The following is a 23,465-nucleotide window of genomic DNA, read 5'->3' as shown; positions in this document are numbered from 1 at the left end:
GGGCATGAGACCTTTGGGCAGAAGCGGTTCCTTTGAATGAGTGACGAACGGAAAACGGCAGATGATAGCGCACAGGCGGTCAGCAATCTTGATCTTGAAATTGTCTCTGACACGTTCCGGTCCATTGTCGATCAGGACGCGTTTGACAAGCTGATCCTCAATTGGAACCAGAAGCTGAATGCCCTTGAAACGGCGGATGGCAGCTGGGGCAACAGATTTGCCAGCGCCTTTATCGCGCAATTGGACGCGGCCGGGGATACCCTGGATCGGCTGGATGTCAGCGACCATAGCGATCCCTTGGAACGAATTGTGTCCGAGGTGGCCGGGCCCGCCATTGTGCTCAGCCCTGATTTGCGGGTTGCGTCGATCAATGTGGAAGGGATCAACAGTTTCGGCACAAATACCGGTGCGTTTTTTTGCGAAGATCGCGTCGATCCGGCGTCGCGCAAAATGTTTGACGCGGTTGTCAGGGCGGCCAATCAAAGGGGCAACGCCGCGCAATCGGTGATCCATATCATTGATCAGGGGCAAGATGATGCCGCCTTTCCTGCCGAGATTTTTCTCAGCTGGCTGCCAAACCAGCCCAAACCCTATATTGCCATTCGGACGCTGGAACTGGCCTGGTCGTCTGCGACATCCAACCGGTTGAAACAGGCGTTTGATCTGACCGATGCCGAGGTTGAGGTGGGGCGGCAGTTCTTCCAGCTATGTGACCTGACCCTGGTTGCCGAAAAGCGCGGCGTGTCGCGCCACACGGTTCGCACGCAAATGAAAACCATCATGTCCAAGACCGGGGCGTCATCGCAGGCCGACCTGATCCGCTTGTTTGCGATGGTCGCCAGCCGTCAGTTGCTTGAAACAAAAGGGCTCCGATCCACGTGGCGGGATCCGCTGGATCGCGAGAAAATCATCGTCACGCCCGAGGGCCGCAAAATTGCCTGGACCTGGATGGGGGATCCCAAAGGCACCCCGGTGATCTTTCTGCGCGGTATGGCGATGGGCTATCTTCTGCCCGCGCAGGCCGAGGGCCTGTTGACCAAAGCCCGGATTAAGCTGCTGATCCCGTCGCGCCCCGGCTATGGGAACTCGTCGCTGCACGAGGATCTGTCACCGCTTGAGGACAATCGCACCCTTTTGCACGATTTCATGACGGCGCTGGAGCTGAAAACCTGTGTCGGGGTGGGGCTGTCGGATGGCATCATTCCGATCTTGGCAGAGCAGGATCTGCACCCGGACAGGTTTTGCGCCCTCGTGTCTGTCGGCTTCAACGGCTGTCTCAATCGGGCGGCATTCAGGAAACTCCCCGTGCCGCAAGCCACCCTGTTGCGTCTGGGCAAATATGCCCCGGACCTGTTGGAGCTGATTGCGAAACTGGGCTTTCGGATGATGCAAAAACACGGGCTGGACTGGTATCTGGAACGCGCCCATGCGTCGACGCCGCTTGATCTTCAGACCTGCCGCAGTCCCGAAACCGCCACGCTTGTGCGTGACGCCTGCGCCCATCTGGCGGTTCAGGGCACACGCCCCTTTGTGCGGGATATGCAGATGTTTCACGCCCCCGTTGATGAGGCCATCGACCGCCTGACCATTCCCATGTGCAGCCTGGTCCCGACCGAAGACGGGCTGTTTGATCTGCGCGAATATCAGGCGCTTGAAACGCGCAATCCGAACATCACCGTTATCCCCGTCGAAAACACCGCTGACCTGCTGATTTATCAACAAACAGAGTTCATCCTGAACCACATCATCAAGACCGTGGATCAGGACCGGTAAGGCTATACACTATTTAGGGTATGAACCCGGTTTCCACAGGCTCTAGATCTGGTGCAAAAGAACAGGAGACTTCAGGTGATATACGGCAAAACCGTTCGGGCAATCTGGTTGGGCTTTGCAACAGCCGCACTGACATTCACAGGGTCCACGGCGTTTGCCGAGGACGGGCAGCAGGATGGGCAGCAGAACGGGCAAACCCCCGATCTCATGGTGGTTTTTGATGCCTCCGGGTCGATGTGGGGTCAGGTTGGCGGAACTGCAAAAATCGAGATTGCGCGGGACGTGTTCAGCGATATGTCCGCGGATTGGGCAAGTTCAGGCCAGTCTGTTGGCCTGATCGCCTACGGGCATCGGCGCAAGGGCGACTGTTCCGACATCGAACTGGTGGCCCCGCCCTCGGCCGCGGCGGCCGCGTCTTTGGCAGATGTGGTGAACGGGTTGACCCCGCGTGGCAAAACCCCGCTGTCGCAAGCGGTGCGCATGGCGGCGGAAGAGCTGAAGTTTACCGAAAACGCCGCCACGGTTGTGTTGTTGTCGGATGGCAAGGAAACCTGTGACCTTGACCCCTGTGCCGTGGGGGCAGAGCTGGAACGGCTGGGGGTCAATTTCACCGCCCATGTGATCGGCTTTGATATTCGCGACGCGGCGGATAAGGCCCAGCTGCAATGCCTGGCGGAAAACACCGGCGGCACCTATGTGGATGCGCGGGACGCCGCCACGCTGTCCGACGCGTTTACGCAGGTCACAAACACGCAGGTCACAAAGGCGTGGGATGCGCCCACCGGGATCACCTCGGCCCATGTGACGATATCCGTCACCGACGGCACCGCACGGCCCGCCGCCGTGACCCTGACCGCAACCGAGGCCGACACCGGTGAAACCCGCGCCCTTGGCCAATTGTCCGGCGCTGATCAGGTGCTGACCGGGCTAAAAATTGACCTGCCACAGGGCAACTGGCGCTTTGCCGCCCAGGGCGATGGCGGGGCAGGGGAGGTGGAGGTTGCGCTTGGCGAGGCCACCCAAGAGGTGTCGATCCCCTTCGCCGCCAGCACCGCCGCCTTCGCGCTGACCGGCAGCGGGCCGTTTGCCACCGATGGCACCATCGAGTTCAAACTGCGCAGCCTGAAACCCTTGCAGCAAAACGCCACCTACAGCGTGATGCTCTTTCCCGCAGGGGCCACTGCCTATGATCAGAATGTGACCTTCTCCTACCGGTTTGGCAGCGACCCCGAGACCACCGAACACAGTTTTTACCCGTGGGAATATGATCTTGCGGCGGGGCCGTATGAAATCATTGTGATGGGCGAAGGCTATGATCTGGCCGACAATCTGGGCCGTTTCCCGATCACGCTGGTTGAACCGGGGGCCATCGGCGCCATCGCGGATGAGACTGACAATGCCGCCACCGACGCTTCCGCGCCGGAATTCACCCTGTCGCAGCTTATCGAACCCATCGGCCCGGGCACCGGGGGCGGGTTGCGGGTAGAGGGGCCAATTGCCACCAATGATCAGGTGATGTTCATCGGATTGGATGGGCAGGATAGCCAGATGGCCGGGGTGCCCGACGGGGGGCTGATCCTTGTGCCGCCACAGACCCAGCCCGGCACCTATCGCTTGCAGCTTCTGCGCGCGGATGGGACGGAACATCATCTGGACGTGATCGACATCCTGCCTGCCAGCGCGCAGGACATGGGGGACCATGCAGAGGGGGGCGAAACCGCGCAAACCATGCTCAGCGACGAAGAGCTGGCGGCGGAAAACGGCCCGCAAACCTTGCCCTTCGAGATCTGGAAAACCTGCGAGGGCGATGCGCCCTGCCGCATTCAGGACCGCCGCGTGGCGCTGGAATGGGCGATGCCCGCCGGTTGGGCCAGTGACGAACCGTTCTACTACACCACCGCAGGCGGCGCGCAGGCGGACCACCCCACCGTTCACATGGGACGCGTGCAGGGCGGGGCGTTTACCGTGGCGCTCAACCCCCGGCAATGGGACGCCCAGCTTGGCCCCTGTGTCGAGGTGCCACAAGGGATGCTTTGCCACGAGGCCACGGATGTGCTGCGCGACCAGACCGATTTCGAACTGATTTATTTCAGCTTCCACGGCGAGATGCCCAGACCTGACGGCTGGCTGCCGCTGGAACGCAGTTGGACCGTGGATGACAAGATCATGGGTGGGACAATCGGCCTGATGAAAATAACAGAACCAGAGGAGCGGGCAGGGACCATCACAGTACAGCTGATGCTGTCCAACCCCGGCCAGTTTGGGCTGCAGGATAGGTCGGTGGCCGAGGCCGAGCTGCGCCTTGGCTGGGACAATCGCCCTGTCGTGACCAGCATGGATGGCACAGTGAGTTTTGCCGATGGCAAGCTTGACATGCTCTTGTCTCGTCCGGGCGGCTGGGACGGCACCAGCAATCAATGGTCCGGCCAGATCACCAACAGCGCCACCAACCAGACCGCCTTTGTGAAACTCTATTAAGGGGCCGTGCCATGAACCGATTTATTTTCCCCGCTGTGCTGCTGTCAGCGCTGCCCTGTGCCGCCGCCGCGCAAGAGCTGCCGCTTTACATTGATCATGGCGGCGAGCTGAGCTTTACCGGCACGATGTTAAATGATGCGGAGCTGAACGACATGTTCGGCGGGCGCGGTATTGTCGATATCTTTGGCACCCCCGAGATCATCGTGAAAGACGCACAAACCGGCGCCCCCAGCCCGGTCTACACCTCGCCCGAGGAATACGAAATGGTCTTCGGGGCGGATGGGGTTGTGCACGACCGGCATGACGATCTGACATTTGCGGAAGATGAAGGGTCTGACCTGCGCGAGGATCTGGACTTTGCCGAGGATGAAGGCACGGACGTTCGCGAGGATCTGGAGTTTGCTGAGGGGGAGGGCACGCAGACCCGCGAGGATCTAACCTTCACCGCCGATGAGGCGCAGACACCCGGGGCCGGTTTTGACGGGCCAAAGGGTTTCTTTTCCGGCGGATCCACCCCGATTCAGCCCCAAAACGGGACGTGGAGCATTCAGTTGAACGCACCCGACATCACCGGTTGCCCGCCCGGCGTCGGAGAGATGGCGGCCACGCAGGTGGCCCGCGCGGGCGCGGCCAACGTCACCTTTGCGCCCTCGGGCTGGACGCCAGCCGACCTGAACTCTGATTATGCGCGTTTTGCCTGGGAGCGGAACGGACCCAACGGGTTTTACGCGCAACCCTATAGGTTGCAGGCAGAGGGGTCAGGCATGGCGCTGACTGTCAGCATGGCCCTTGTCGCAACGTCAGAGACTAGGATCAACGTCTGGTCCCGCGTGCTGATGACGCTGACCCCCATGCTGGCCCGGATGGCGGGCGGGGCTGAGGTCTGCTCGGCCATTGTGATCGGAAAATACATTAAGAATTAGGGTTATGATTATGATATCATGTGTGAAAATAATTTCCGCTGCATTGGGTCTGCTCGCGTCAATGGCGCCACCCGCCGCCGCCTGCACCCTCAGCAAGGAGGAGCTTACGCTGTCCCTGATCGGGGATTGGCAGGTGACCAACAGCTATGGCACGCTGACTTTCGCAGGCAAGACGATGCCCCTTCCGGCGGGCAACGCGGCGCGGGCGCAGATTGTGCCAACGGAAACCGGGTTGGCGGTGGTCGGTGACATGGCGCCGGGCACACATGAGCTGACATTCATCGAAGACGCGCGCTTTACCCTCGATGCGCCCAGCCAAACCATCCTGGACGCCGGAGAGCATCTTTTCGGCGAAAAGCCCCAGATTGTGACCCACGAGGAAGCAGCACTGATCGCGGGCTGCGCCGAGGGGCAAATGCTACCGCAGGTCTATACATCCGGCCAGTTCCAGGACCCCGAAGGGATGGTAGATTTCGAGCTGTTCCTCTTCGTGCTGAACGAACGTTCCATGTACGGCATCCTGTCGGGGGAATTGCACGCGATGGGTGGACAGGCCAAACGCGCGACACATTGGTCGCGATAAGACATGTTGGAAAAGCCTTGTGGTAAAGAAACATACTAGGCGTTCCTGATGTAAGAAATATTACATAATACTGATTATGCGTATTGCTGATGCACGCGGGACCCATGTGTCGGAGTACGTAAATTATGGGATCAAATGAATGATATTCGCCTTCTCACGAAATCAGAGGCGTAAAAGCATTTAGATTTCACCGGCTTCCACGGCTCCAAGAACTCCAACTCGGCTTCAACACTTTGTGCAGCGTTCTCCCCCGGGATTGGACCTGTCATAGATCGTCAGAGCGCCCAAATGGCGTCTGCGTTCCTGGTTGCTGGCCCCTGATGTTCCTATGAAGACTGCTGGACAATCACCACTCCGACCTCGTGACGTTTCGGCTTCCGTCTTATCCCGCACACTTTAGGGTCCGAGATATGCCGCACTGATCTCCCGCCATTCCCGTTCAAGCGCCATCAACACACGTTTCCCTTCGCAACACAGATCGTCAAGCGCTTCTGACATCGGTGCGCGTTCGCGATTTTTGCAGTTTTTCCTCAGCTGCTTGGCCAAGCTGACCAGCCTGCCCGCGCCGATGAACCCGGCCGCGCTGATCAATTGGTGCGTCAGTTCAGAAATTCCATCGACATCGTCAAGGTCCAGTCGGGACTGCATCCCTGACATCATGCTGGGCAGATTGCTTTGAAAGCTTTGCACGACAGTTTGGCATCGGGTGAACCCAAGGTCGGACAACAGACGGTTGAGGGCATCACGGCTGACAGGTTGGTACGTGCTGTTTCGATCCGCGTGAGGATCCACCGTGTTTCCCGGCCCGACACAGGACAGAGCATTGGCAAGTTCGTAGCGCGAAAACGGTTTTTCGAGGAAAAGGTCGATGCCCAGCTTTTGAATCTGGTTGTTGCTGTCGTGCGGAATGGCAGCCGTGACAATCACGATCGGGATCGATCGGTCGGTTTTCAGTTCTGTTTCGCGCACCGCTCTGGCCACATCCAGACCGGTATGCTGTCCCAGCCTGTAATCGGTGATAACAAGGTCAAAGTCGGGTTGCGACAAGGCCAGTTCAGCGTCGGGAAAGGAGCGGACAAGTGTGACGTCGTTGCCCAGCTCTTTCAGGTATCCCTCGATCACAATGGCGTTCACCGGATCGTCTTCCACCACCAACACCCGATGGCATGAGGCGCTTTGCCCCGGTTGTTTGTGTTGCTTGGCCGGGGAAAAATCCATCACCACAGTAAAGATGCTGCCCCCGGCCGGATTGGGGCGATATGAAATCTCTCCGCCCAGGAAATCGACAAGATGTTTGCAGATCGCCAGCCCCAGGCCACTGCCCCCGGGCGTGACAGCACCGCTGTGTTCGCCTTGAAGAAAGGGTTCGAACAGCGTGTCGATTGCGTCATCTGCCACGCCGGGTCCGGTATCTATGACCTCGAATCGCAACGGATGGCGGTTTGCGTCAAGCGCCCCTTGCGATGACACGGAAAGCGTCACCGTGCCCTCATCCGTGAATTTCAGCGCATTGGATAAGAGGTTCAAAAGCACATGACGCAACTTGTGCCCGTCCCCATGAAGGTGCAGCGGGACATCCGGCGCAATATGGCGGATCAGTTTGGGGCGTTTCCTGTCTTCTTCCAGTTCCAGAACCTGGAAGATGGCGTCACACATGTCTTCCAGATGAAAGTCCTGTTCGACACGTTGCAAGGCGTCCGCTTCCGCTTTCGACAGGCCAAGCACGTTTTCGATCAGGGCGGACAGCATTTCACCCGAGGCACGAATGCTGCGAAGCTGCCGTGTTTCCTTGGGGGGAAATTCGCCATCTTCCATCAAGCCCGTCAGCCCCAGAATGCTGTTCAGCGGCGTGCGGATTTCATGGCTGATCGTATTGAGGAACATCGACTTGGCCCGGTCAGCCGCCTGCGCCGCCTCGATCGCTTTCAGATAATCGGTAATGTCCTGAAGAATGATCACACTGCCGGCAAATTTCTTGCTGATGTCCAGCATATTCTGGGTCGACACGTCAAACGAGCGCTCCCCATGGGGCGTGTCCAGCGTTACAGGGCCGGTAGAGGCCTTGCTGGATCGCAAAAGTTTGCCGACAATCATGTGTAAAAGCGGGTTTGTCAGATCTCCGTAATACCCTGCCCCGGGCTGCTCTTCGCCCAGAAGCAACCGGTTGGCGGCCGCGTTCACATGGGTGGGCGCCCCTTCCGGATCCAGCAAAATCGCCGGTTCAGCGATGCTTTCAAACACGGTCAGATATTTGTTCTTCTCATTGCTGAGCTCGCGATTGCGGGTTTGCAGTTCGACAAGCTGATCCGAGACATTCGTGGTGCCCCAGGCGTCCAGCAATCCGACCTCGATACTGTCGAAAAGTTCCATGATCAGATCCCGCAGCAGTCCGCTTTGATTGCTGTCAGGTTCTTTGGCGTGGATCAGATCCAGATAGGCGTTGCGGTAGAGTTTCAACAGCCCGACGAAATTGCCCAGATCAATGCCCAAGGCCCGATGCCGCAGCCCCTGGGCGACGCCAAATTCGGTGGCGTCCTGAACGGCGGCTTTGTGGGGGACGTCGCTTGATTGGGCGGCCTCGATGAATTGCACCAGCGGCTCGCTCAGCCCGCAGATCGAAATGCGCCACGCCTCGCGCAGGGTCGATGAATATTGCGTATAGGATTTTTGCTGCGCGTAATGCACCACGCGATCGGTCAGCCATTCTTCGTGGTTTTCAATCAGCGTTTTCAGGTTCAGCATGGTCGATCCTCTGGTGAAAGTGGCATCCTACGGCACGCCTGGGCGTGCGGCTTTGGGGCAGATCAATGCGCGGGCGTCGGACCCAGCCTGTCGGCATCTTTTGAATGGTACTGCAGATATGCCCGGATCAGAAATTGATCCTCCTTTGGCAATCCGGTGCGTGGTCCCATGATCTTTAAATGGCTGGTCCATTGGTTTGCGGTATAATGATGTGGGATGCGTCGCTGATGGCAGGCGGTGCAACGCTCTGAAAACAGCGGTTCGGCCCGCGCCCAGATATCTTGCAATCCGGGGCGTAAAACAGGGGATTTTATCCACCCCTTCAGCTCGGTCCTGGTCCAGACCAGCCCGGTGTCGGGATCGGTGATCTGGTCCGAAAATGTCAGGGCCGTGATTGCCGATTTGGACAGGGCCGCGTGCAGGACGCGAATGCCCGGCGCGGCATAGAGAATTCTTTCGGCCCCGGCCTGGGTCCAGCCCTGCAACACGACCTCACTCCAATCCCCCTGATGTGACGTGACCTGCAAAGGGGCGGAAACCAACAGCTTGCCCATGGGGCGCGCATCCCCATCTGGCGCGGCGTGAATGGCAAACGTGCCATCCAGATAGGACAGGTCCGAAGCTGGCAGGGTTTGCGCATAGGCCGGCAGGTGGGCGGCAAATCCGAATACGAATGATGTGAACAAACAGAGCAATAGCCGCATTTTTCCCACTCCTGAAAAGAAACAGCGCGCGCGAAGCTCCGCGCGCGCTGAATTGGTTCGATTACCCTTCTGCCGGGGCGTCAAAGACATTCACTGCTGGCAGGTCGCCGGTGAATTTCTCGACATCGGCAAGCCCGGTGTGACCACAGTTGCCCTGCGCCAGTTTTGATGTGCCATTGGGAACGGTCAGGCAGTTCACATCACCGTAGGCGTCAAGCGATCCAGCTTCGCCACCGTTGACCGGGTCATACCACCCCCCTTCGTAAAGGCGAATGACCCCTGCCCGGATGTCATCAGACACAATCGCACCGGCCAGCACCTGACCCCGATCATTGAACACCCGCACAACATCGCCATCGGCAATACCGCGTGCAGCAGCGTCGTCGGTGTTGATCACGCAGGGTTCGCGCCCGGCCACGGTGTAGCCTTCGCGGATCTTGGTGCCGCACAGCTGCGAGTGTAGACGGTCATTCGGGTGGCCTGAGTTCACATGCAGCGGATAGGGTTGGTTCCCCCCAAGACGCTCCACCGGCTCCATCCACATCGGGTGCGGGCCGCAATCGTCATAGCCCATCTTCTCGATGTTTTTCGAATAGATCTCGATCTTACCGGTGGGTGTGCCCAGCGGTTCCAAAAGCGGATCATCGCGATAATCGGCATAGCGCACGAATTGTTTGGCGCTTTCCGGGATATCAAAGACAACCACACCGGCATTCCAGAAGTCGTCGAAACCGGGCACATCCACACCTTTGGCCGGGCCCTGTTTGGCGGCATCTTCATAAAACCCCTTGATCCAGGCCATCTCGTCCTTGCCTTCGGTAAAGGCGTCCCCTGCCCCAAGCCGTGTGGCAATATCGGTGAAGATGTCGAAATCAGTGCGCGATTCAAAGACCGGGTCCACGACCTTTTTCATGCCCAGGATCGCTTTCAGCGAATAATCCCCGATATGCTCGATATCGTTGCGCTCATAGGATGTGGTGGCGGGCAGAACGATGTCTGCAAACCGCGCGGTGGCCGTCCATTGGAAGTCCTGCACAACCACGGTTTCCAGCGTCTGCCAGGCCTTGATCATACGGTTGCGGTCCTGGTGGTGGGCAAACGGGTTGCCGCCGGTCCAATAGACCATTTTGACTTCGGGATACTGGGTCCGCGTGCCGTTGAAATCCATGTCGCCGCCGGGGTTTTCCAGCATTTCGACAATCCGGCTGACGGGGATGGACGCGGCCCCCGCTTCGGTCAGCCAGGCCGCCCCTTCGACAGCGGCACCCCCATCCGAAATCCCCGGAAGCACAACCGAATTGGCCGAAGGAGACCCACCGTTGGCATAGTGATAGCTCAGACCAAAACCGCCGCCCGGCAGACCGATCTGACCCAGCATCGAGGCCAGAGTGACCAGCATCCAGTGCGATTGCTCGCCATGGTGTTGGCGCTGGATCGACCAGCCGGAGCTTAGCATCGTGCGGTTGTCGGCAAAGAGCGCCGCCAGTTCCTTGATCTGCTCAGCAGGCACCTCACAAATCTCGGCAGCCCATTCCGGGGTCTTCGGCGTCCCGTCGCTTTCACCGGTCAGATAGGGCAGGAATTTCTCAAACCCGGCGGTGTATTCATCGAGGAAGTCCTGATCGTGTTTGCCTTCGGTGTAGAGCGCGTGCGCGACGCCCAGCATCATTGCCACATCGGTATGCGGACGGATCGGGATCCATTCGGCGTCAAAGAATTTGGCGGTGTCGGTGCGGATCGGGTCGATCACAATCACCTTTTTGCCGGTCTTCTTGAACTCTTCCATATAGGGATAGCCATCGTGGTCGGCCACGGTCCAACCGATCTGGTTGGTCTTGATCGGATCAGCCCCCCAGAAGACCAGCACATCGGTGCTTTCCACAACAACGGGCCAGACGGTTTGCTGTTCGTAAACCTCCAGCGTGCCCATGACGTGGGGCATGATGATCTGGCTGGCCCCGGTTGAATAATCGCCCGAGCTGTTCACGAACTTGCCTTCCAGACCCACGTTCAGCGCACGGCGCAGAAGGTTTTGGCAATTGTGCAATTTGCCCGAGCTTTTCCACCCGTAAGACCCGGCAAACACGCCGGTCGGACCATAGGTGTCGCTGACGCGTTTCAGTTCATTTGTCACCAGTTCAAGAGCGGTGTCCCAATCGACACGAACGAACTCTTCTGCACCGCGGTTCTCGGGGCTGGCACCGGGGCCATTCTCCAGAAAGGCTTTGCGCACCATCGGATATTTGATGCGCGAGGGTGAATAGACGCTGTCCATCACCCCTTCCAGCATCGGCGTGGGATGCGGATCCTGATCCCATGGGCGCACCTTGGTCCAGACCCCGTTTTCAACGGTGGCGTTAAACGCCCCCCAGTGGGACCCGGTCAGCACGTCACCTGCGCCTGCGGCATGGGCGGCCCCTGCCCGCAAAACGGCCGGTGCAAAGGCTGCAAATGCGCCAAGGGCTGTGGCCCCTTTCAAAAGGCCGCGCCGGGTGATGGTATTGGAATTGTGAATGGACATTGTTTCCTCCATTGCTTCGTAAATCATCTGCAAAGCCCGCGATTGCCTGACTTTGCGATTGGCATGACTGTTTCAAACGGATGTGAATGGGGTTCGGGGAAAGGTTTAACCGCGTGTAATGTTGTGTAAACAGACGGTAAACGCCCCCCCCCGATCACATGGGTTCACGGCACAGATCAGCCGCTTGGCAACTCTCTTGCGCCAGGGCCAAAGCGGCCCGGGCCAGCATCGGGATCGGGGCGTTGTCGGCTTGGGCCTCACATCGCTGATGAAACTCGGCAAGCCAACTCAGGACATGCTGATCCAGAAACGCCGCCGATGAGATCGGCACCGATTGCCCCAGTTCTTCGCGTTCGATCAATTCGGCGGCCACATGAAGCTGCACCCCCAGATGATCGGCCGGTTCGTTGATCTCGGCAGGCAATTGCATCTGCAACTCCTGCAAAAGCGCGTTCATGTCGCGGGTGGGCTGTTGAAAGAGCAGGCCCTTCTCGCTCAGATAAACCGACGCATAAGGCAAGGCCGCGCGCGGCCCCCCCATATCAAAGACCTGTGTGAAGGCGCGTGTGATCCGGGCCTGCAACCGGGCGAGATCTTCGGCGTCACCTATTGCCTTCTTCAGCCAGCCCGCCAGAGGGTCCAGCGCCGGGATGGATTGCAGCCCGGTCAGAAACTGCATCCCGTCTTGTGAGTGGTAGCGTTCCAGCGTGGTCAACTCCGGCGGGCACAGAAAGAACTGCGCCAGCCAGCGATATGCAACAGGGCGCGGGATCATGTGGTGATCACTCATGATGTGCCCCGCCCGTGTCTTTTGCGTTCAGCTGCAGGTATTTCTGCAAGACGCGGTATTCTTCTTTGTCCAGCGTGATAAAGCGCTTCATTGCCTTCAGCGTGCCGATCCATTGGTTGGCAAGGGAATGCCCCGGATCCGGTTTCGAATGGCAGGTGCCACAGCTGGCCGTGTACATCTCGGACGTGTAGTCCCAAAGCGGCGCCACATCTGAAATCAGCGCATCCGGCGCGACCCAGGCCGTCAGGCTGACCTGGTGCCAGACCAGTTCCGTATCCGGGTCCGTTTCCGTGCCGTGGATCTGCACCAGATCCACCGAGGATTTCTTGACCGTGGCTTCAAAAATCCGGTGGCTGCGCAGGGCATAAACCACCTGCCCGACCCCGTCTTGCTGCCAGCCCTCGATGGTGACCTTCAGCATTCCGTCAGACCGGTCCTGCACCGTCAGTTGGGTGGCGGCCAGCACCTGTCCAATGGCGTTTTCGCCGGATGCCGCATCCGCAGCGGATCCATAAAGCGGGATGGTTTTGACCGGATAGGCCGTGTCACCATCCACACCCTGCGCCGCGATCTGTTCAAGGTCTTCGAATTTCTTGCGATAGCCCTGCGACAGATCCGGCATTTTATGCGCGATGCCTTTGTGGCAATCGATACAGGTGTCACCGCGTTCAAACCCGGCCTGCATCAGTTCCGCCGCTTTCGGGTCCTGCAGTTTGAAATCCATATGCTCAACCGCATGACAGTTCCGGCATTCCAGAGAATCATTGGCCTTCATGGTCGCCCACACGCGTTGCGCCATCTCGGCACGGTGGGCTTCGAACTTCTCAGGCGTGTCGATCACGCCGGTGACAAAGTGACCGTAAAGCTCATATGACGCTTTGATCTTTCGCAGCACCTTTGGCCCCCAGGCCTTGGGCACATGGCAATCCGAACAGACCGCCCCCACGCCCGAGGCATTCATGAAATGCGGCGAATGCTTGTATTCCTCATACACATTGTCGCGCATCTCATGGCACGAGATACAGAACTCCATCTCGTTCGTGGCTTCCATCGCGGTGTTGAAACCGCCCCAAAAGATGATCCCGGCAATAAAGCCGCCAATCATCAGAACCCCGAACGATAACGCACCGGCAGGGCCCCAGAATTTTTTCCACAGTCGTTTGAACATCTTTATGCCTCCGTCTGCCCCTGTCTTAGGCGGGGGCTGTAAATGGCATACCTTTGGGCTTTGAACCGTTGGTAAAAATATGTAAACGTCGTGTAAACAGAGCGGAGGCGGGTATGAATCTGGCCAAACAAATCCTGGTTGTCGAAGATGACCCCACCAGCCTCGAAGCTGTTTCCGGGTATTACGAGGTTGAAGGATACCGGGTGGTGCGCGCCCGTGATGCCGATGAAATGGAACGCGCGCTAAAGCGCCATGTCATCGACCTGATCGTGCTGGACATACGGTTGCCGGGCAAAGACGGGCTGACGCTCCTGCGTGAATTGCGCACCCATTCCGATGTTCCGGTCATAGTGACCAGTGCGCGCACCGAAGACGTCGATCACATTGTGGCGCTGGAAATCGGCGCGGATGACTATCTTGATAAGCCAATCAATCTGCGCGAGCTTTTGGTGCGCACCAAGAACATCCTGCGCCGCATGGCCATGCCTGCAACCCCACCCCAGGAAACGGATGAACTGCAAAAGTTCAACGGCTGGACCCTCGACCGCGCCGCACGCACATTGACAAAAGCATCCGGCGAAGATGTTCACCTGACCCGGGGGGAATTTGACCTGCTCAGCTTTATGGCGCAGCGCCCGGGTCGGGTGCTGCAGCGTGATCAATTGCTCGATTGTCTGGCTGGGCGCGAATGGCAGCCCTTTGATCGCACAATCGATGTCCTGATCGGTAGGTTGCGCAACAAGATTGAATCCGACCCGAAAACCCCTGCGATCGTGATAACTGTTCACGGCGTTGGGTATGTTTTCATGGGAAAGGCCGAATTGGCATCTTAGGATTGCATGACGTGGTCACTTGGCCGACGTGGCGACTTGGCCGACTGGGGCCAACTGCATGTCCGGGTCCCTTCCCCATTCTTTTGGGCGTTTACTAGAGGGTGATACCTTCTTCAATCTCGAAAAAAAACGTAGGAAACTGATTTTTTCAGCCTTCACAGCTCCAACAATATCCTGTTCCAGGCCGGTTAGAAGTCCGGTCTAGTGAGTTTTGTTCCTGTTGCCCTCATCAGGGCGTGCCGACAGGCCTCGACCAAGACGCCGCGGCGTTTTCATACCGGCGCTGTGGCCGTTTTTGCTGTGCTGGGCCGTTCGGACCCGTCCTTTTGGGGGTCGGGTGCTGAACTTTATCTCCCCTTCTAAGTCAATGAAAACAAATAAGTAAAAAGTCTATCCCCGATCCGGTTTAAGCTGAACATCTATAATGTCGGACATTAATGTTTATTATGTCGGACAATATATGTATCGTTTAAAGACAACTTGATTCGGAGATGTCGCACGTGGCAGCAAAATCTCAAAACCAAGCTCTAAGCGAAGGTACTGGAACCTCGCTGAAGGCTTTGCCTTCGGGCAGCACCAGCCGCGATGTGCTGAATGCGCTTTCCACAATGATCGAAGCGGAAGGTCTGAAAGTCGGGGACCGCCTGCCCCCCGAGGTTGAGATTGCGCGTCGGCTTGGCATTGGGCGGGCAAAGGTGCGTGAGGCCCTGACGAGCTGGCAAAACATGGGCATTGTGGTGCGCAACAAGAAAGCCGGGACACGTCTGGCGGCCGAAGTATCGACCAATGCAATCCACCTTCCACTGACGCTGAAGCTTGAGGCAGAGAGCCTGCTCAGGACCCATGCCGTGCGCCGACCGCTGGAGGTCGAAGCCGCCCGGATGGCCGCCCTGAACTGTACCGAAGAGCATGGGCGCCTGATCACCGCCCGTGTTGCCGAGCTGATTGCGATACACGCCGCCGGCGAGGATTGGCGTGAGGCTGATTATCGGTTCCACACCTCCCTGCACGAGGCAACCGGCAACCCTTTGTTCGGGCAACTGATCCACCAGATCCAACAGGGATTTAACGAGGTTTACGAAGCCCCCTTCGGACAGCCGCATCTGGGTCAGGCGACCATTCCCCTGCACACCCCCCTTGCAGAGGCGGTTGTGACCGGAAACGCGGATGAAGCGGCACGGATTGTGGGGGAAATCATGGATATGGTCGAAGCCGAAATCCTGCAAATCATGGAGTGTCAGGATGTCTGATCAACAAGAGCTTGCAACCCTACTTGCCGCGGTGTTTCCAGACGCAGACGGGGCGGTGACGCCGCCGATCGTTCAGACCTCGTTGTTTACCTTCGACAGCTACCAAAGCTTCGAAGACCGGATGGCGGGCCGGTCTGACACGGCGATCTATACGCGCGTGGAAAACCCAACGGTGGCCGCGTTTGAAAAGCTTATGGCAGACGCCGAACACGGCGAGGCCGCGGTTGGGTTTGCTTCCGGGATGGCGGCAATCTCGTCCACGATTTTGGCATTTGTCAAACCCGGGGACCGGATCGCCTGTGTCGAACATGTCTATCCCGACACCTACCGGTTTTTCGAACGCATGTTGCGCCCGTTTGGGGTGCATGTTGACTACCATGCGCCGGAACGGTTTGAAAATGACCCCGACCTTCTTTCGAATGTGACACTGGCCTATCTGGAAAGCCCCGGATCGGTTGTTTTTGACGCCTTGGATCTGCGCCGCGTCGCGGACCATGCCAAACGTCACAATGTGTTGACGATGATCGACAGCTCTTGGGCTAGCCCGGTTTTCCAACATCCCCTCACGCTGGGCATAGACATCGTCATTCACTCCGCCTCGAAATATATCTCGGGGCATTCAGACACGGTTGCGGGCGTGGTGGTCGCCTCTCAGGACCATATCGCCCGCATCCGTGATCTGACCCTCCCTTTGCTGGGGGCAAAACTGGCCCCGTTTGAGGCGTTCCTGCTGACACGCGGCCTGCGCACCTTGCACGCGCGGATGATGCAGCATCAGGCGACGGCCAATCTGTTTGTCGACCGGCTGGCCAGTGTGCCACAGGTGCGCCGGGTCAATTCACCGGGTGCCAATGACGTTCCCGGGCTGACGGGCCGTTCGGGTCTGATGTCGATTGAATTCGATGACAGCGTCGACATCGCGAAGTTTTCCGATGCGCTGACCCTGTTCCGCCTGGGCGTGAGCTGGGGCGGCTTTGAAAGCCTGATCCTGCCGGCCCGCGTCGGCCTCGCCCAGGCCGGAGAGCAGAACTCGATGCAGAAATTTGGCGTCTCGCCCAACCTGGTGCGCCTCAATCTCGGGCTCGAGTCCGCTGAAGATCTTTGGGCCGATTTCACATCGGCGCTTGCCGCAAGCACCGCCTGAAAGCGCGGGCTTGCACAGACATAAAACCAACAGGAGGAAAACATGAAAAATCTATTTGCAGGGCTGACGGCTGCTGCCGTGCTGATGGGAACGGCTTCATATGCCGAGACCACGCTGAAACTTGTGGAGGTGATCACAAGCCCCGAGCGCACCGAGGTGCTTCAGGGGGTGGTCGATGAGTTTGAGGCCGACAACCCTGATGTCACGGTTGAAATCGTGTCACTGCCATGGGGCAGCGCCTTTGAAAAGCTGGCCACAATGGTGGCGGGGGGCGACATCCCCGATGTGGTTGAAATGCCCGACAGCTGGCAGGCGCTTTATGCAGGGTCCGGCCAGTTGGCCAGCCTGAAAGAACATGTTGCCGGGTGGGAACATGGGGCGACGCTGACCGACAAGACCGTCGCGATGGGCAGCCAGTCGGGCGATCTTTATATGATCCCGTATGGCTTCTATCTGCGGGCGATGTTCTACAACAAGAAACTGCTGGCCGAAGCGGGCATCGACACCCCTCCGAACACGATGGAAGAGTTCATGGCGGCGTCGGCAGCGGTGTCCAAGCTTGATGGCAAACACGGCTATTGTCTGCGCGGTGGTCCCGGCGGCACCAATGGCTGGATCATGTTCGCCGCGGCCATGAATGGCACAAACGAGTTCTTCACCGAAGATGGCGTCAGCCGCATCAACGAACCCGGATCTGTCGACGGCATCCAGTTCATGATCGACATGTATCAAAACGGATATGCCCCCAAGGACAGCGTCAGCTGGGGCTTCAACGAAATCGTGGCCGGGTTCTATTCCGGCACCTGCGCTTTCCTTGATCAGGATCCCGACGCGCTGATCGCCATCGCCGAACGGATGCCCGCCGAAGATTTTGCGGTTATTCCGATGCCGGTTGGCCCGGCGGGCAAGGCCTTCCCAACGATCGGTTATGCCGGTTGGTCAGTCTTCAAGGCCACCGAGCACGAAGACGAAGCCTTTGATCTGGTCGCGGCGCTGTCTTCGCCCGAGGCCAACGCCACCTGGGCCAAACGGGTTGGCGTCATTCCGATCCACAAAGGTGCCGATCAGGACCCCTATTTCAAGACCGAGCAGTTCAAGGGCTGGTTTGAAGAGCTGAATGGCGAAGAATATGTACCGACCATTATGCCCTTCTACCTTGAACAATGGGGGTATTTCGCCAGCACGATGTTGCTGGAAACCAGCCAGGAAGCCTTGCTGGGACAACGCAGCGCGCAAGAGGTTGCGGATGAATGGGCTGCGTTCCTGACCGAGGAACACGCAAAGTGGAAGGCAAGCCAGTGATGGCGCGCGCTCAAAAAACTGTCAGGCCCGGGGAAACCCGGGCACGACGCTCGCTTTACCTGCAATATTTGGTCGAGCCGTTCTTCTACCTGTCGCCGGCCATCCTTCTGATTGGCGCGGTGATCATGTTCCCGCTGATCATCGGGGTGTCCTACTCGTTCCAATCCATTGAGCTGTTGAAACCCTTTGCCTCGGGCTGGATCGGCTTTGAAAACTATGTCGATCTCTGGAGCGACCGGAAATTCTGGATCGCGATGGAAAACACGCTGTTCTGGACCTTCTGGTCGATCACCTTCCAGTTCCTGCTGGGTCTGGGCCTTGCCATGCTTCTGAACACACATTTCTATGGCAAGAAACTGTTTCAGGCGCTGGTTTTCCTACCCTGGGCCGTTCCGACCTTTCTGTCCGCGCTGACATGGGCGTGGCTGTTCAACCCGGTGATCGGCCCGTTGCCCCATTGGCTGGCGGCCCTTGGCGTTCTGTCAGAACCCTACAACATCCTGGGCGATCCCGAATTGGCAATGTGGGGTCCGATCACGGCGAATATCTGGTTCGGTGTGCCGTTCTTTGCCATCACGCTTTTGGCTGCCCTGCAATCCATCCCGGGCGAACTTTATGAGGCCGCGGAAGTGGACGGCGCGACCCCGTGGCAGACCTTCACCAAGATCACCCTGCCCTTCCTTGCACCGATGATCGCAATCACCGTGATGCTGCGCACCATCTGGATCGCCAATTTCGCGGATCTGATCTTTGTGATGACCGGCGGCGGGCCTGCAAATTCGACGCAGATCCTGTCGACCTACATCTTCACCACCGCCTTCCGGAAACTGGATTTCGGCTATGCGTCGACCATCGCCGTGGCGCTGCTGGGGATCCTTCTGATCTACGCTGTCATCCTGCTTTGGCTTCGCAAGAAGCTGGTCAAAATTTAAGGAGCTGGTCATGTCAGCCGTCAAGAAACCCAACCCCGCCGTGGTCGTGGCCAAATACGCAGCCCTTGCGTTTTACCTGACCTTCGCGCTGTTCCCGCTTTACTGGTTGCTCAAGATCGGGCTGACCCCGGACAATCTGATCTATTCGGAAGGCACCCGCCTGTTTCCAAGCGAGGTCACATTTGCGAACTTCACAAAGGTCATTTTTCAGACTGACTTTATGGCCTATTTTCGCAACTCGCTGATTGTGTCGCTGGGGGCTGCGTTCTTTACCACCCTGTTTGCGGCGGCCGCGGGTTATGCGTTCTCGCGCTTTGTGTTCGCGGGCAAGCGGATCATCATTGCCCTGATGCTGGTCACCCAGATGTTTCCGCTTTTGATGATCATCGCGCCGATCTACAAGATCGTGGCCGAGCTGGGCTTGTTGAATTCGCTGACCAGCCTGATTGTCGTCTACACCGCGTTCAACATCCCCTTTGCAACCTTCCTGATGCAGTCCTTCTTTGACGGCATCCCCAAAGATCTGGAAGAGGCGGCGATGATGGATGGCTGTTCGCGGTTTCAGGCGCTGCGCAAAGTGGTGTTCCCGCTGACCCTGCCCGGCCTTGGGGCGACGCTGGGGTTTGTCTTTACCGCGGCCTGGTCAGAGTTGCTGTTTGCGCTGATGCTCATCTCGAAAAACGACGCGATGACCTTCCCGGTTGGCTTGCTGACCTTCGTGTCCAAGTTTTCGGTCGATTGGGGGCAAATGATGGCCGCCGGCGTCTTGGCGCTGATCCCAAGCTGCCTCTTCTTCATCTTCATTCAACGCTATCTCGTGCAGGGGCTCACCTCCGGCGCGGTCAAAGGATAGGAGGCCAGTACATGGCACGTATCGAACTTCGTGACGTTGCAAAACGCTATGGATCCGTAGAGGTCCTGCGCAACATCAACCTTGATATCCAGGATGGTGAATTCATCGTTCTGGTCGGTCCATCGGGATGCGGAAAATCTACCCTGCTGCGCATGGTTGCAGGGCTTGAACCGATATCCAGCGGTGATTTCCTGATTGATGGCGCGCGCATGAACGATGTGCGCCCGCGCGACCGGGACATCGCGATGGTGTTCCAATCCTATGCGCTTTATCCGCATATGGATGTCGCGCGGAACATGGGGTTTTCGATGGAAATCCGCAAAGAACCCTCAGCAGAGCGTTCAGCAAAAGTGGCCCGTGCGGCAGAGACTTTGGGTCTGACCAATCTGATGGATCGCCTGCCCAAGGCCCTGTCGGGTGGCCAGCGTCAACGGGTCGCCATGGGGCGGGCCATCATCCGTGACCCGCGCGCCTTTCTGTTTGACGAACCCCTCTCAAACCTTGATGCCGCCCTGCGGGTGGAAATGCGCCTGGAAATTGCCCGGCTGCACCAGCAACTTGGCGCGACCATGATCTATGTGACCCATGATCAGGTCGAAGCCCTGACACTGGCGGACCGGATTGTGGTTCTGAATGGTGGCGACATCCAACAGGTCGGCAGCCCATTGGAGCTTTATGAGCGGCCCGCCAACAAGTTTGTGGCCCAATTCATCGGCTCGCCCACCATGAATATCGTGCCCGTCACCGGCAGCAATGCTGGTGTCACCACCGGGAATGGCACTGAAATCAGGCTGCCGGACCAGCCGCTGATCGCCCAGGCGAACGAGCTGGGGGTCCGGCCGGAACATATTGATGTGGTGGACAATGGCACCGGTGATCTGTCCGCCGTGGCCGATGTGGTTGAGCATCTGGGCTCTGACACAAACATCTATGTCAATGTCGAGGGGATCGGCCCGATGATGGTGCGCAAACACGGCAATATCCCGGTGACGTCCGGCGAACGGCTTGGTCTGCGCATTCAAACGGAACATGCCCATCTGTTTGCCAAAGATGGCACCGCATTGCGACCGGCCGTCTGAGATGACGGGGGATTTGGAAATTCGCGCCACGCTTGAGAAAAAGACGCTGTGGCTGTCGTCGTGGATGATCCACAATGCCAATAACATTCGCGCCAAAGGCCGGATCAAAGTGGGCGGTCATCAGGCCTCATCGGCCTCGATGAACGCAATCCTGAACGCGCTTTACTTCGACGTGCTGCGGCCCGAGGACCGCGTTGCCGTGAAACCGCACGCAAGCCCGGTTTTCCACGCGATCCAGTATCTTCTGGGCAATCAGAGCCTGCAGCAATTGCAGGATTTCCGGGGGCTTGGCGGCGCACAACCCTATCCTTCGCGCACCAAAGATTTGGATGACGTCGATTTCTCGACCGGATCGGTTGGGATGGGGGTTGCGATGACGGCGTTTGCCAGCCTGACGCAGGACTATCTGGCGGGTCACGGTTGGCTCGATGCGCCCAAGGGTCGGATGATCGCGCTGGTCGGCGATGCCGAGCTGGACGAAGGCAATATCTATGAGGCGCTTTTGGAGGGCGCCAAACATGATTTGCGCAACTGCTGGTGGGTCATTGACTATAACCGGCAATCCCTTGATGGCGTTGTGACCGAAGGCTTGAATGCGCGGTTTCGCGATATCTTTGTCGCCTGCGGGTGGGAGGTGATCGAGCTGAAATATGGATCGCTCATGCAGGCCGCGTTTCAGCGTCCGGGGGGGAATGCCTTGCGCAGCTGGATCGATCATTGCGAAAACGCGCTCTATTCTGCGTTGACCTTCAAAGGCGGGGCCGCATGGCGCGCGCAGCTGGAGCAGGATTTTGCCGGCAACAACGAGGCGCTGGCACTGGTCGCGGATCACGATGATGATGCGTTGGCGCGGCTGATGGGCAATCTGGCCGGGCATGACGCAGCCCTGATCTCCGAAACCATGAAGGCGATAGATCACGACCGCCCGGTCTGTTTCATCTGCTACACGGTGAAAGGCCATGGGCTGCCGCTCGCCGGTCACAAGGACAATCACGCCGGGATCATGACCACCGCGCAGATTGAAGGATTGCGCGATGATCTGGGGATCGCGGCGGGCCACGAATGGGATCGCTTTGCCGGTATGGATATTCCTCAAGAGGACATTCAGGCCTTTCTGGACAGCGTGCCGTTTAACGCCAAAGGCCGCCGCCGCCACACCGCCCCCCCGATCCGGGTGGACGCGCAGGCCCGGCCAAGGATAAAGGACGTCGCGTCCACGCAGGAAGCGTTTGGGCAGATATTGTCGGCCATCGCCAGCGACGCGCCAGCGCTTGCCCAGCGGATTGTCACCACCTCTCCTGATGTTTCGGTGTCGACCAACCTGGGTCCGTGGATCAACAAGACCGGTCTGTTTGCCAAATCTGAGCAAAGCGATGTGTTTCGCGAACAGGACATCCCCTCGACGCAGAAATGGCGCAGACACACCGAAGGTCGGCATATCGAACTTGGCATCGCAGAAAACAACTTGTTCACGTTTCTGGGCGCGCTTGGCCTGTCACATTCCTTGTTTGGTGAAAGGCTGTTTCCGGTTGGGACGGTCTATGATCCCTTCATCTGCCGCGGGCTCGATGCGCTGAACTATGCTTGTTATCAGGATGCACGGTTCATGCTGGCGGCCACCCCGTCGGGCGTATCGCTCAGCCACGAGGGCGGCGCGCACCAATCCATTTCAACCCCGCTGATCGGCATGGCGCAAGACGGGCTTGCCACGTTTGAACCTGCTTTTGCGGACGAGCTGAACGTGATCATGCGCTGGGGCTTTGACTATATGCAGCGCGATGGTGGGACCGCTGAGGCCGAGCAAAATTGGTTGCGCGACGAAAAGGGCGGATCTGTGTATCTGCGCCTGTCGACGGTTCCACACGAACAGATCGGGCGCGAGATGACCGATGCGCTTGCGCAGGATGTGATTGCGGGCGGGTATTGGTTGCGCCCGCCAACCGCGACAAGCTCGGTTGTGCTGGCCTATACCGGCGTCGTCGCGCCCGAGGTCATTCGGGCCGCGGGTCTGCTCTCCGAAGATGTGCGTGACGTCGCCGTTCTGGCCGTCACATCCGCCGATCGGTTGAACGCGGGATGGCAGGCCGCCGAACGCGCCCGGCAACGTGGCGATCACACGGCGCTGTCCCATATCGAGCATCTGTTTGCCAATCTATCGCGCGACGCGGGGTTGGTTACGGTGGCTGATGGGCATCCTGCGGGCCTTGGCTGGCTTGGCGGGGTGCAGGGGCACCGCACCAAATCCCTTGGTGTGGAACATTTTGGACAGGCGGCAAGTGTGGAAGACACCTATCACCTGCATGGCCTTGATGCGAACGCCATTCTACACGCCGCGCGGGCCTTGATGCCGGGGCGCGGAGCACGCTATATAACACCGCTCGCGGGATAAG

General features: G+C 58.5%; 17 protein-coding genes. 12 read left to right on the top strand and 5 right to left on the bottom strand.

Annotated elements, in window-relative coordinates; all coding sequences use genetic code 11:
* The first annotated feature begins 36 nt into the window (after positions 1 to 36).
* From ACP15V_RS08045 to ACP15V_RS08030, 4 genes are all read left to right on the top strand, one after another.
* Positions 37 to 1,773 carry an alpha/beta hydrolase gene (locus tag ACP15V_RS08045; RefSeq protein ID WP_424943155.1) on the top strand — a complete coding sequence of 579 codons (1,737 nt, stop codon included), beginning with the start codon at positions 37 to 39 and terminating at the stop codon, positions 1,771 to 1,773.
* Between the two features lie 75 nt (positions 1,774 to 1,848).
* Complete coding sequence (locus ACP15V_RS08040) at positions 1,849 to 4,251, top strand: vWA domain-containing protein (RefSeq protein WP_424943154.1); 2,403 nt, start codon at positions 1,849 to 1,851, stop codon at positions 4,249 to 4,251.
* Positions 4,252 to 4,262: 11 nt separating this feature from the next.
* A complete protein-coding gene (locus tag ACP15V_RS08035) occupies positions 4,263 to 5,174 on the top strand; it encodes a hypothetical protein (RefSeq protein ID WP_424943153.1) in 912 nt (303 codons plus the stop codon).
* A gap of 61 nt (positions 5,175 to 5,235) precedes the next feature.
* Entirely contained in the window at positions 5,236 to 5,757 is a 522-nt protein-coding gene (locus ACP15V_RS08030) for a hypothetical protein (protein ID WP_424943152.1), read from the top strand.
* 396 nt (positions 5,758 to 6,153) lie between these two features.
* On the opposite strand, the gene ACP15V_RS08025 is transcribed toward ACP15V_RS08030, so the two are convergent.
* The 5 genes from ACP15V_RS08025 to torC form a co-directional block, all read right to left on the bottom strand.
* Positions 6,154 to 8,499 carry an ATP-binding protein gene (locus tag ACP15V_RS08025; RefSeq protein WP_424943151.1) on the bottom strand — a complete coding sequence of 782 codons (2,346 nt, stop codon included), beginning with the start codon at positions 8,497 to 8,499 and terminating at the stop codon, positions 6,154 to 6,156.
* Between the two features lie 62 nt (positions 8,500 to 8,561).
* Positions 8,562 to 9,185, bottom strand: a complete 624-nt coding sequence (locus ACP15V_RS08020; protein ID WP_424943150.1) for a hypothetical protein — start codon at positions 9,183 to 9,185, stop codon at positions 8,562 to 8,564.
* A 79-nt stretch (positions 9,186 to 9,264) separates the two neighbouring features.
* The gene (torA, locus tag ACP15V_RS08015) at positions 9,265 to 11,724 is read right to left on the bottom strand and encodes a trimethylamine-N-oxide reductase TorA (RefSeq protein WP_424943149.1); all 2,460 of its coding nucleotides are present in this window, start codon (positions 11,722 to 11,724) and stop codon (positions 9,265 to 9,267) included.
* Positions 11,725 to 11,878: 154 nt separating this feature from the next.
* Positions 11,879 to 12,514: a TorD/DmsD family molecular chaperone gene (locus ACP15V_RS08010; protein ID WP_424943148.1), complete on the bottom strand. Its 636-nt coding sequence runs from the start codon at positions 12,512 to 12,514 to the stop codon at positions 11,879 to 11,881.
* Positions 12,507 to 13,682: a pentaheme c-type cytochrome TorC gene (torC, locus tag ACP15V_RS08005; RefSeq protein WP_424943147.1), complete on the bottom strand. Its 1,176-nt coding sequence runs from the start codon at positions 13,680 to 13,682 to the stop codon at positions 12,507 to 12,509. The genes ACP15V_RS08010 and torC overlap by 8 nt, the downstream gene beginning before the upstream one ends.
* Before the next feature lie 113 nt (positions 13,683 to 13,795).
* Between torC and ACP15V_RS08000 the strand changes: the two genes are divergently transcribed.
* The 8 genes from ACP15V_RS08000 to ACP15V_RS07965 all read left to right on the top strand — a co-directional run bounded on the left by ACP15V_RS08000 (position 13,796) and on the right by ACP15V_RS07965 (position 23,464).
* Complete coding sequence (locus tag ACP15V_RS08000) at positions 13,796 to 14,515, top strand: response regulator (RefSeq protein ID WP_424943146.1); 720 nt, start codon at positions 13,796 to 13,798, stop codon at positions 14,513 to 14,515.
* Positions 14,516 to 15,006: 491 nt separating this feature from the next.
* Positions 15,007 to 15,765, top strand: a complete 759-nt coding sequence (locus tag ACP15V_RS07995; RefSeq protein ID WP_424943145.1) for a FadR/GntR family transcriptional regulator — start codon at positions 15,007 to 15,009, stop codon at positions 15,763 to 15,765.
* Positions 15,758 to 16,909, top strand: a complete 1,152-nt coding sequence (locus tag ACP15V_RS07990; protein ID WP_424943144.1) for an aminotransferase class I/II-fold pyridoxal phosphate-dependent enzyme — start codon at positions 15,758 to 15,760, stop codon at positions 16,907 to 16,909. Before ACP15V_RS07995 ends, ACP15V_RS07990 begins: the two co-directional genes overlap by 8 nt.
* 42 nt (positions 16,910 to 16,951) lie before the next feature.
* Positions 16,952 to 18,211, top strand: a complete 1,260-nt coding sequence (locus tag ACP15V_RS07985) for an ABC transporter substrate-binding protein (protein WP_424943143.1) — start codon at positions 16,952 to 16,954, stop codon at positions 18,209 to 18,211.
* Positions 18,211 to 19,143, top strand: coding sequence for a carbohydrate ABC transporter permease (locus ACP15V_RS07980; RefSeq protein ID WP_424943142.1), 933 nt, complete (start codon positions 18,211 to 18,213; stop codon positions 19,141 to 19,143). Before ACP15V_RS07985 ends, ACP15V_RS07980 begins: the two co-directional genes overlap by 1 nt.
* Before the next feature lie 10 nt (positions 19,144 to 19,153).
* Entirely contained in the window at positions 19,154 to 19,996 is an 843-nt protein-coding gene (locus ACP15V_RS07975; protein ID WP_424943141.1) for a carbohydrate ABC transporter permease, read from the top strand.
* Positions 19,997 to 20,007: 11 nt separating this feature from the next.
* On the top strand, positions 20,008 to 21,075 hold the full coding sequence (locus ACP15V_RS07970; protein ID WP_424943140.1) for an ABC transporter ATP-binding protein: 1,068 nt from the start codon (positions 20,008 to 20,010) through the stop codon (positions 21,073 to 21,075).
* A 1-nt stretch (position 21,076) separates the two neighbouring features.
* The gene (locus ACP15V_RS07965; protein ID WP_424943139.1) at positions 21,077 to 23,464 is read left to right on the top strand and encodes a transketolase; all 2,388 of its coding nucleotides are present in this window, start codon (positions 21,077 to 21,079) and stop codon (positions 23,462 to 23,464) included.
* Position 23,465: the final 1 nt, after the last annotated feature.

The sequence above is a fragment of the Aliiroseovarius crassostreae genome, assembly GCF_049803815.1.
In the GTDB taxonomy this organism is placed as follows: domain Bacteria; phylum Pseudomonadota; class Alphaproteobacteria; order Rhodobacterales; family Rhodobacteraceae; genus Aliiroseovarius; species Aliiroseovarius crassostreae_A.
Note: the sequence above shows the minus strand (reverse complement) of the source record. Positions and strands in the feature narration are given on the sequence as shown.

Bases quoted from the DNA above. Each gene is read 5' to 3' on its own strand.
- ACP15V_RS08045 (WP_424943155.1), top strand. From the start codon at position 37: ATGAGTGACGAACGGAAAACGGCAGATGATAGCGCACAGGCGGTCAGC.
- ACP15V_RS08035 (WP_424943153.1), top strand. From the start codon at position 4,263: ATGAACCGATTTATTTTCCCCGCTGTGCTGCTGTCAGCGCTGCCCTGT.
- ACP15V_RS08030 (WP_424943152.1), top strand. From the start codon at position 5,236: ATGGCGCCACCCGCCGCCGCCTGCACCCTCAGCAAGGAGGAGCTTACG.
- ACP15V_RS08025 (WP_424943151.1), bottom strand. From the start codon at position 8,499: ATGCTGAACCTGAAAACGCTGATTGAAAACCACGAAGAATGGCTGACC.
- torA (WP_424943149.1), bottom strand. From the start codon at position 11,724: ATGTCCATTCACAATTCCAATACCATCACCCGGCGCGGCCTTTTGAAA.
- ACP15V_RS08010 (WP_424943148.1), bottom strand. From the start codon at position 12,514: ATGAGTGATCACCACATGATCCCGCGCCCTGTTGCATATCGCTGGCTG.
- torC (WP_424943147.1), bottom strand. From the start codon at position 13,682: ATGTTCAAACGACTGTGGAAAAAATTCTGGGGCCCTGCCGGTGCGTTA.
- ACP15V_RS08000 (WP_424943146.1), top strand. From the start codon at position 13,796: ATGAATCTGGCCAAACAAATCCTGGTTGTCGAAGATGACCCCACCAGC.
- ACP15V_RS07995 (WP_424943145.1), top strand. From the start codon at position 15,007: ATGTCGCACGTGGCAGCAAAATCTCAAAACCAAGCTCTAAGCGAAGGT.
- ACP15V_RS07990 (WP_424943144.1), top strand. From the start codon at position 15,758: ATGTCTGATCAACAAGAGCTTGCAACCCTACTTGCCGCGGTGTTTCCA.
- ACP15V_RS07985 (WP_424943143.1), top strand. From the start codon at position 16,952: ATGAAAAATCTATTTGCAGGGCTGACGGCTGCTGCCGTGCTGATGGGA.
- ACP15V_RS07980 (WP_424943142.1), top strand. From the start codon at position 18,211: ATGGCGCGCGCTCAAAAAACTGTCAGGCCCGGGGAAACCCGGGCACGA.
- ACP15V_RS07975 (WP_424943141.1), top strand. From the start codon at position 19,154: ATGTCAGCCGTCAAGAAACCCAACCCCGCCGTGGTCGTGGCCAAATAC.
- ACP15V_RS07970 (WP_424943140.1), top strand. From the start codon at position 20,008: ATGGCACGTATCGAACTTCGTGACGTTGCAAAACGCTATGGATCCGTA.
- ACP15V_RS07965 (WP_424943139.1), top strand. From the start codon at position 21,077: ATGACGGGGGATTTGGAAATTCGCGCCACGCTTGAGAAAAAGACGCTG.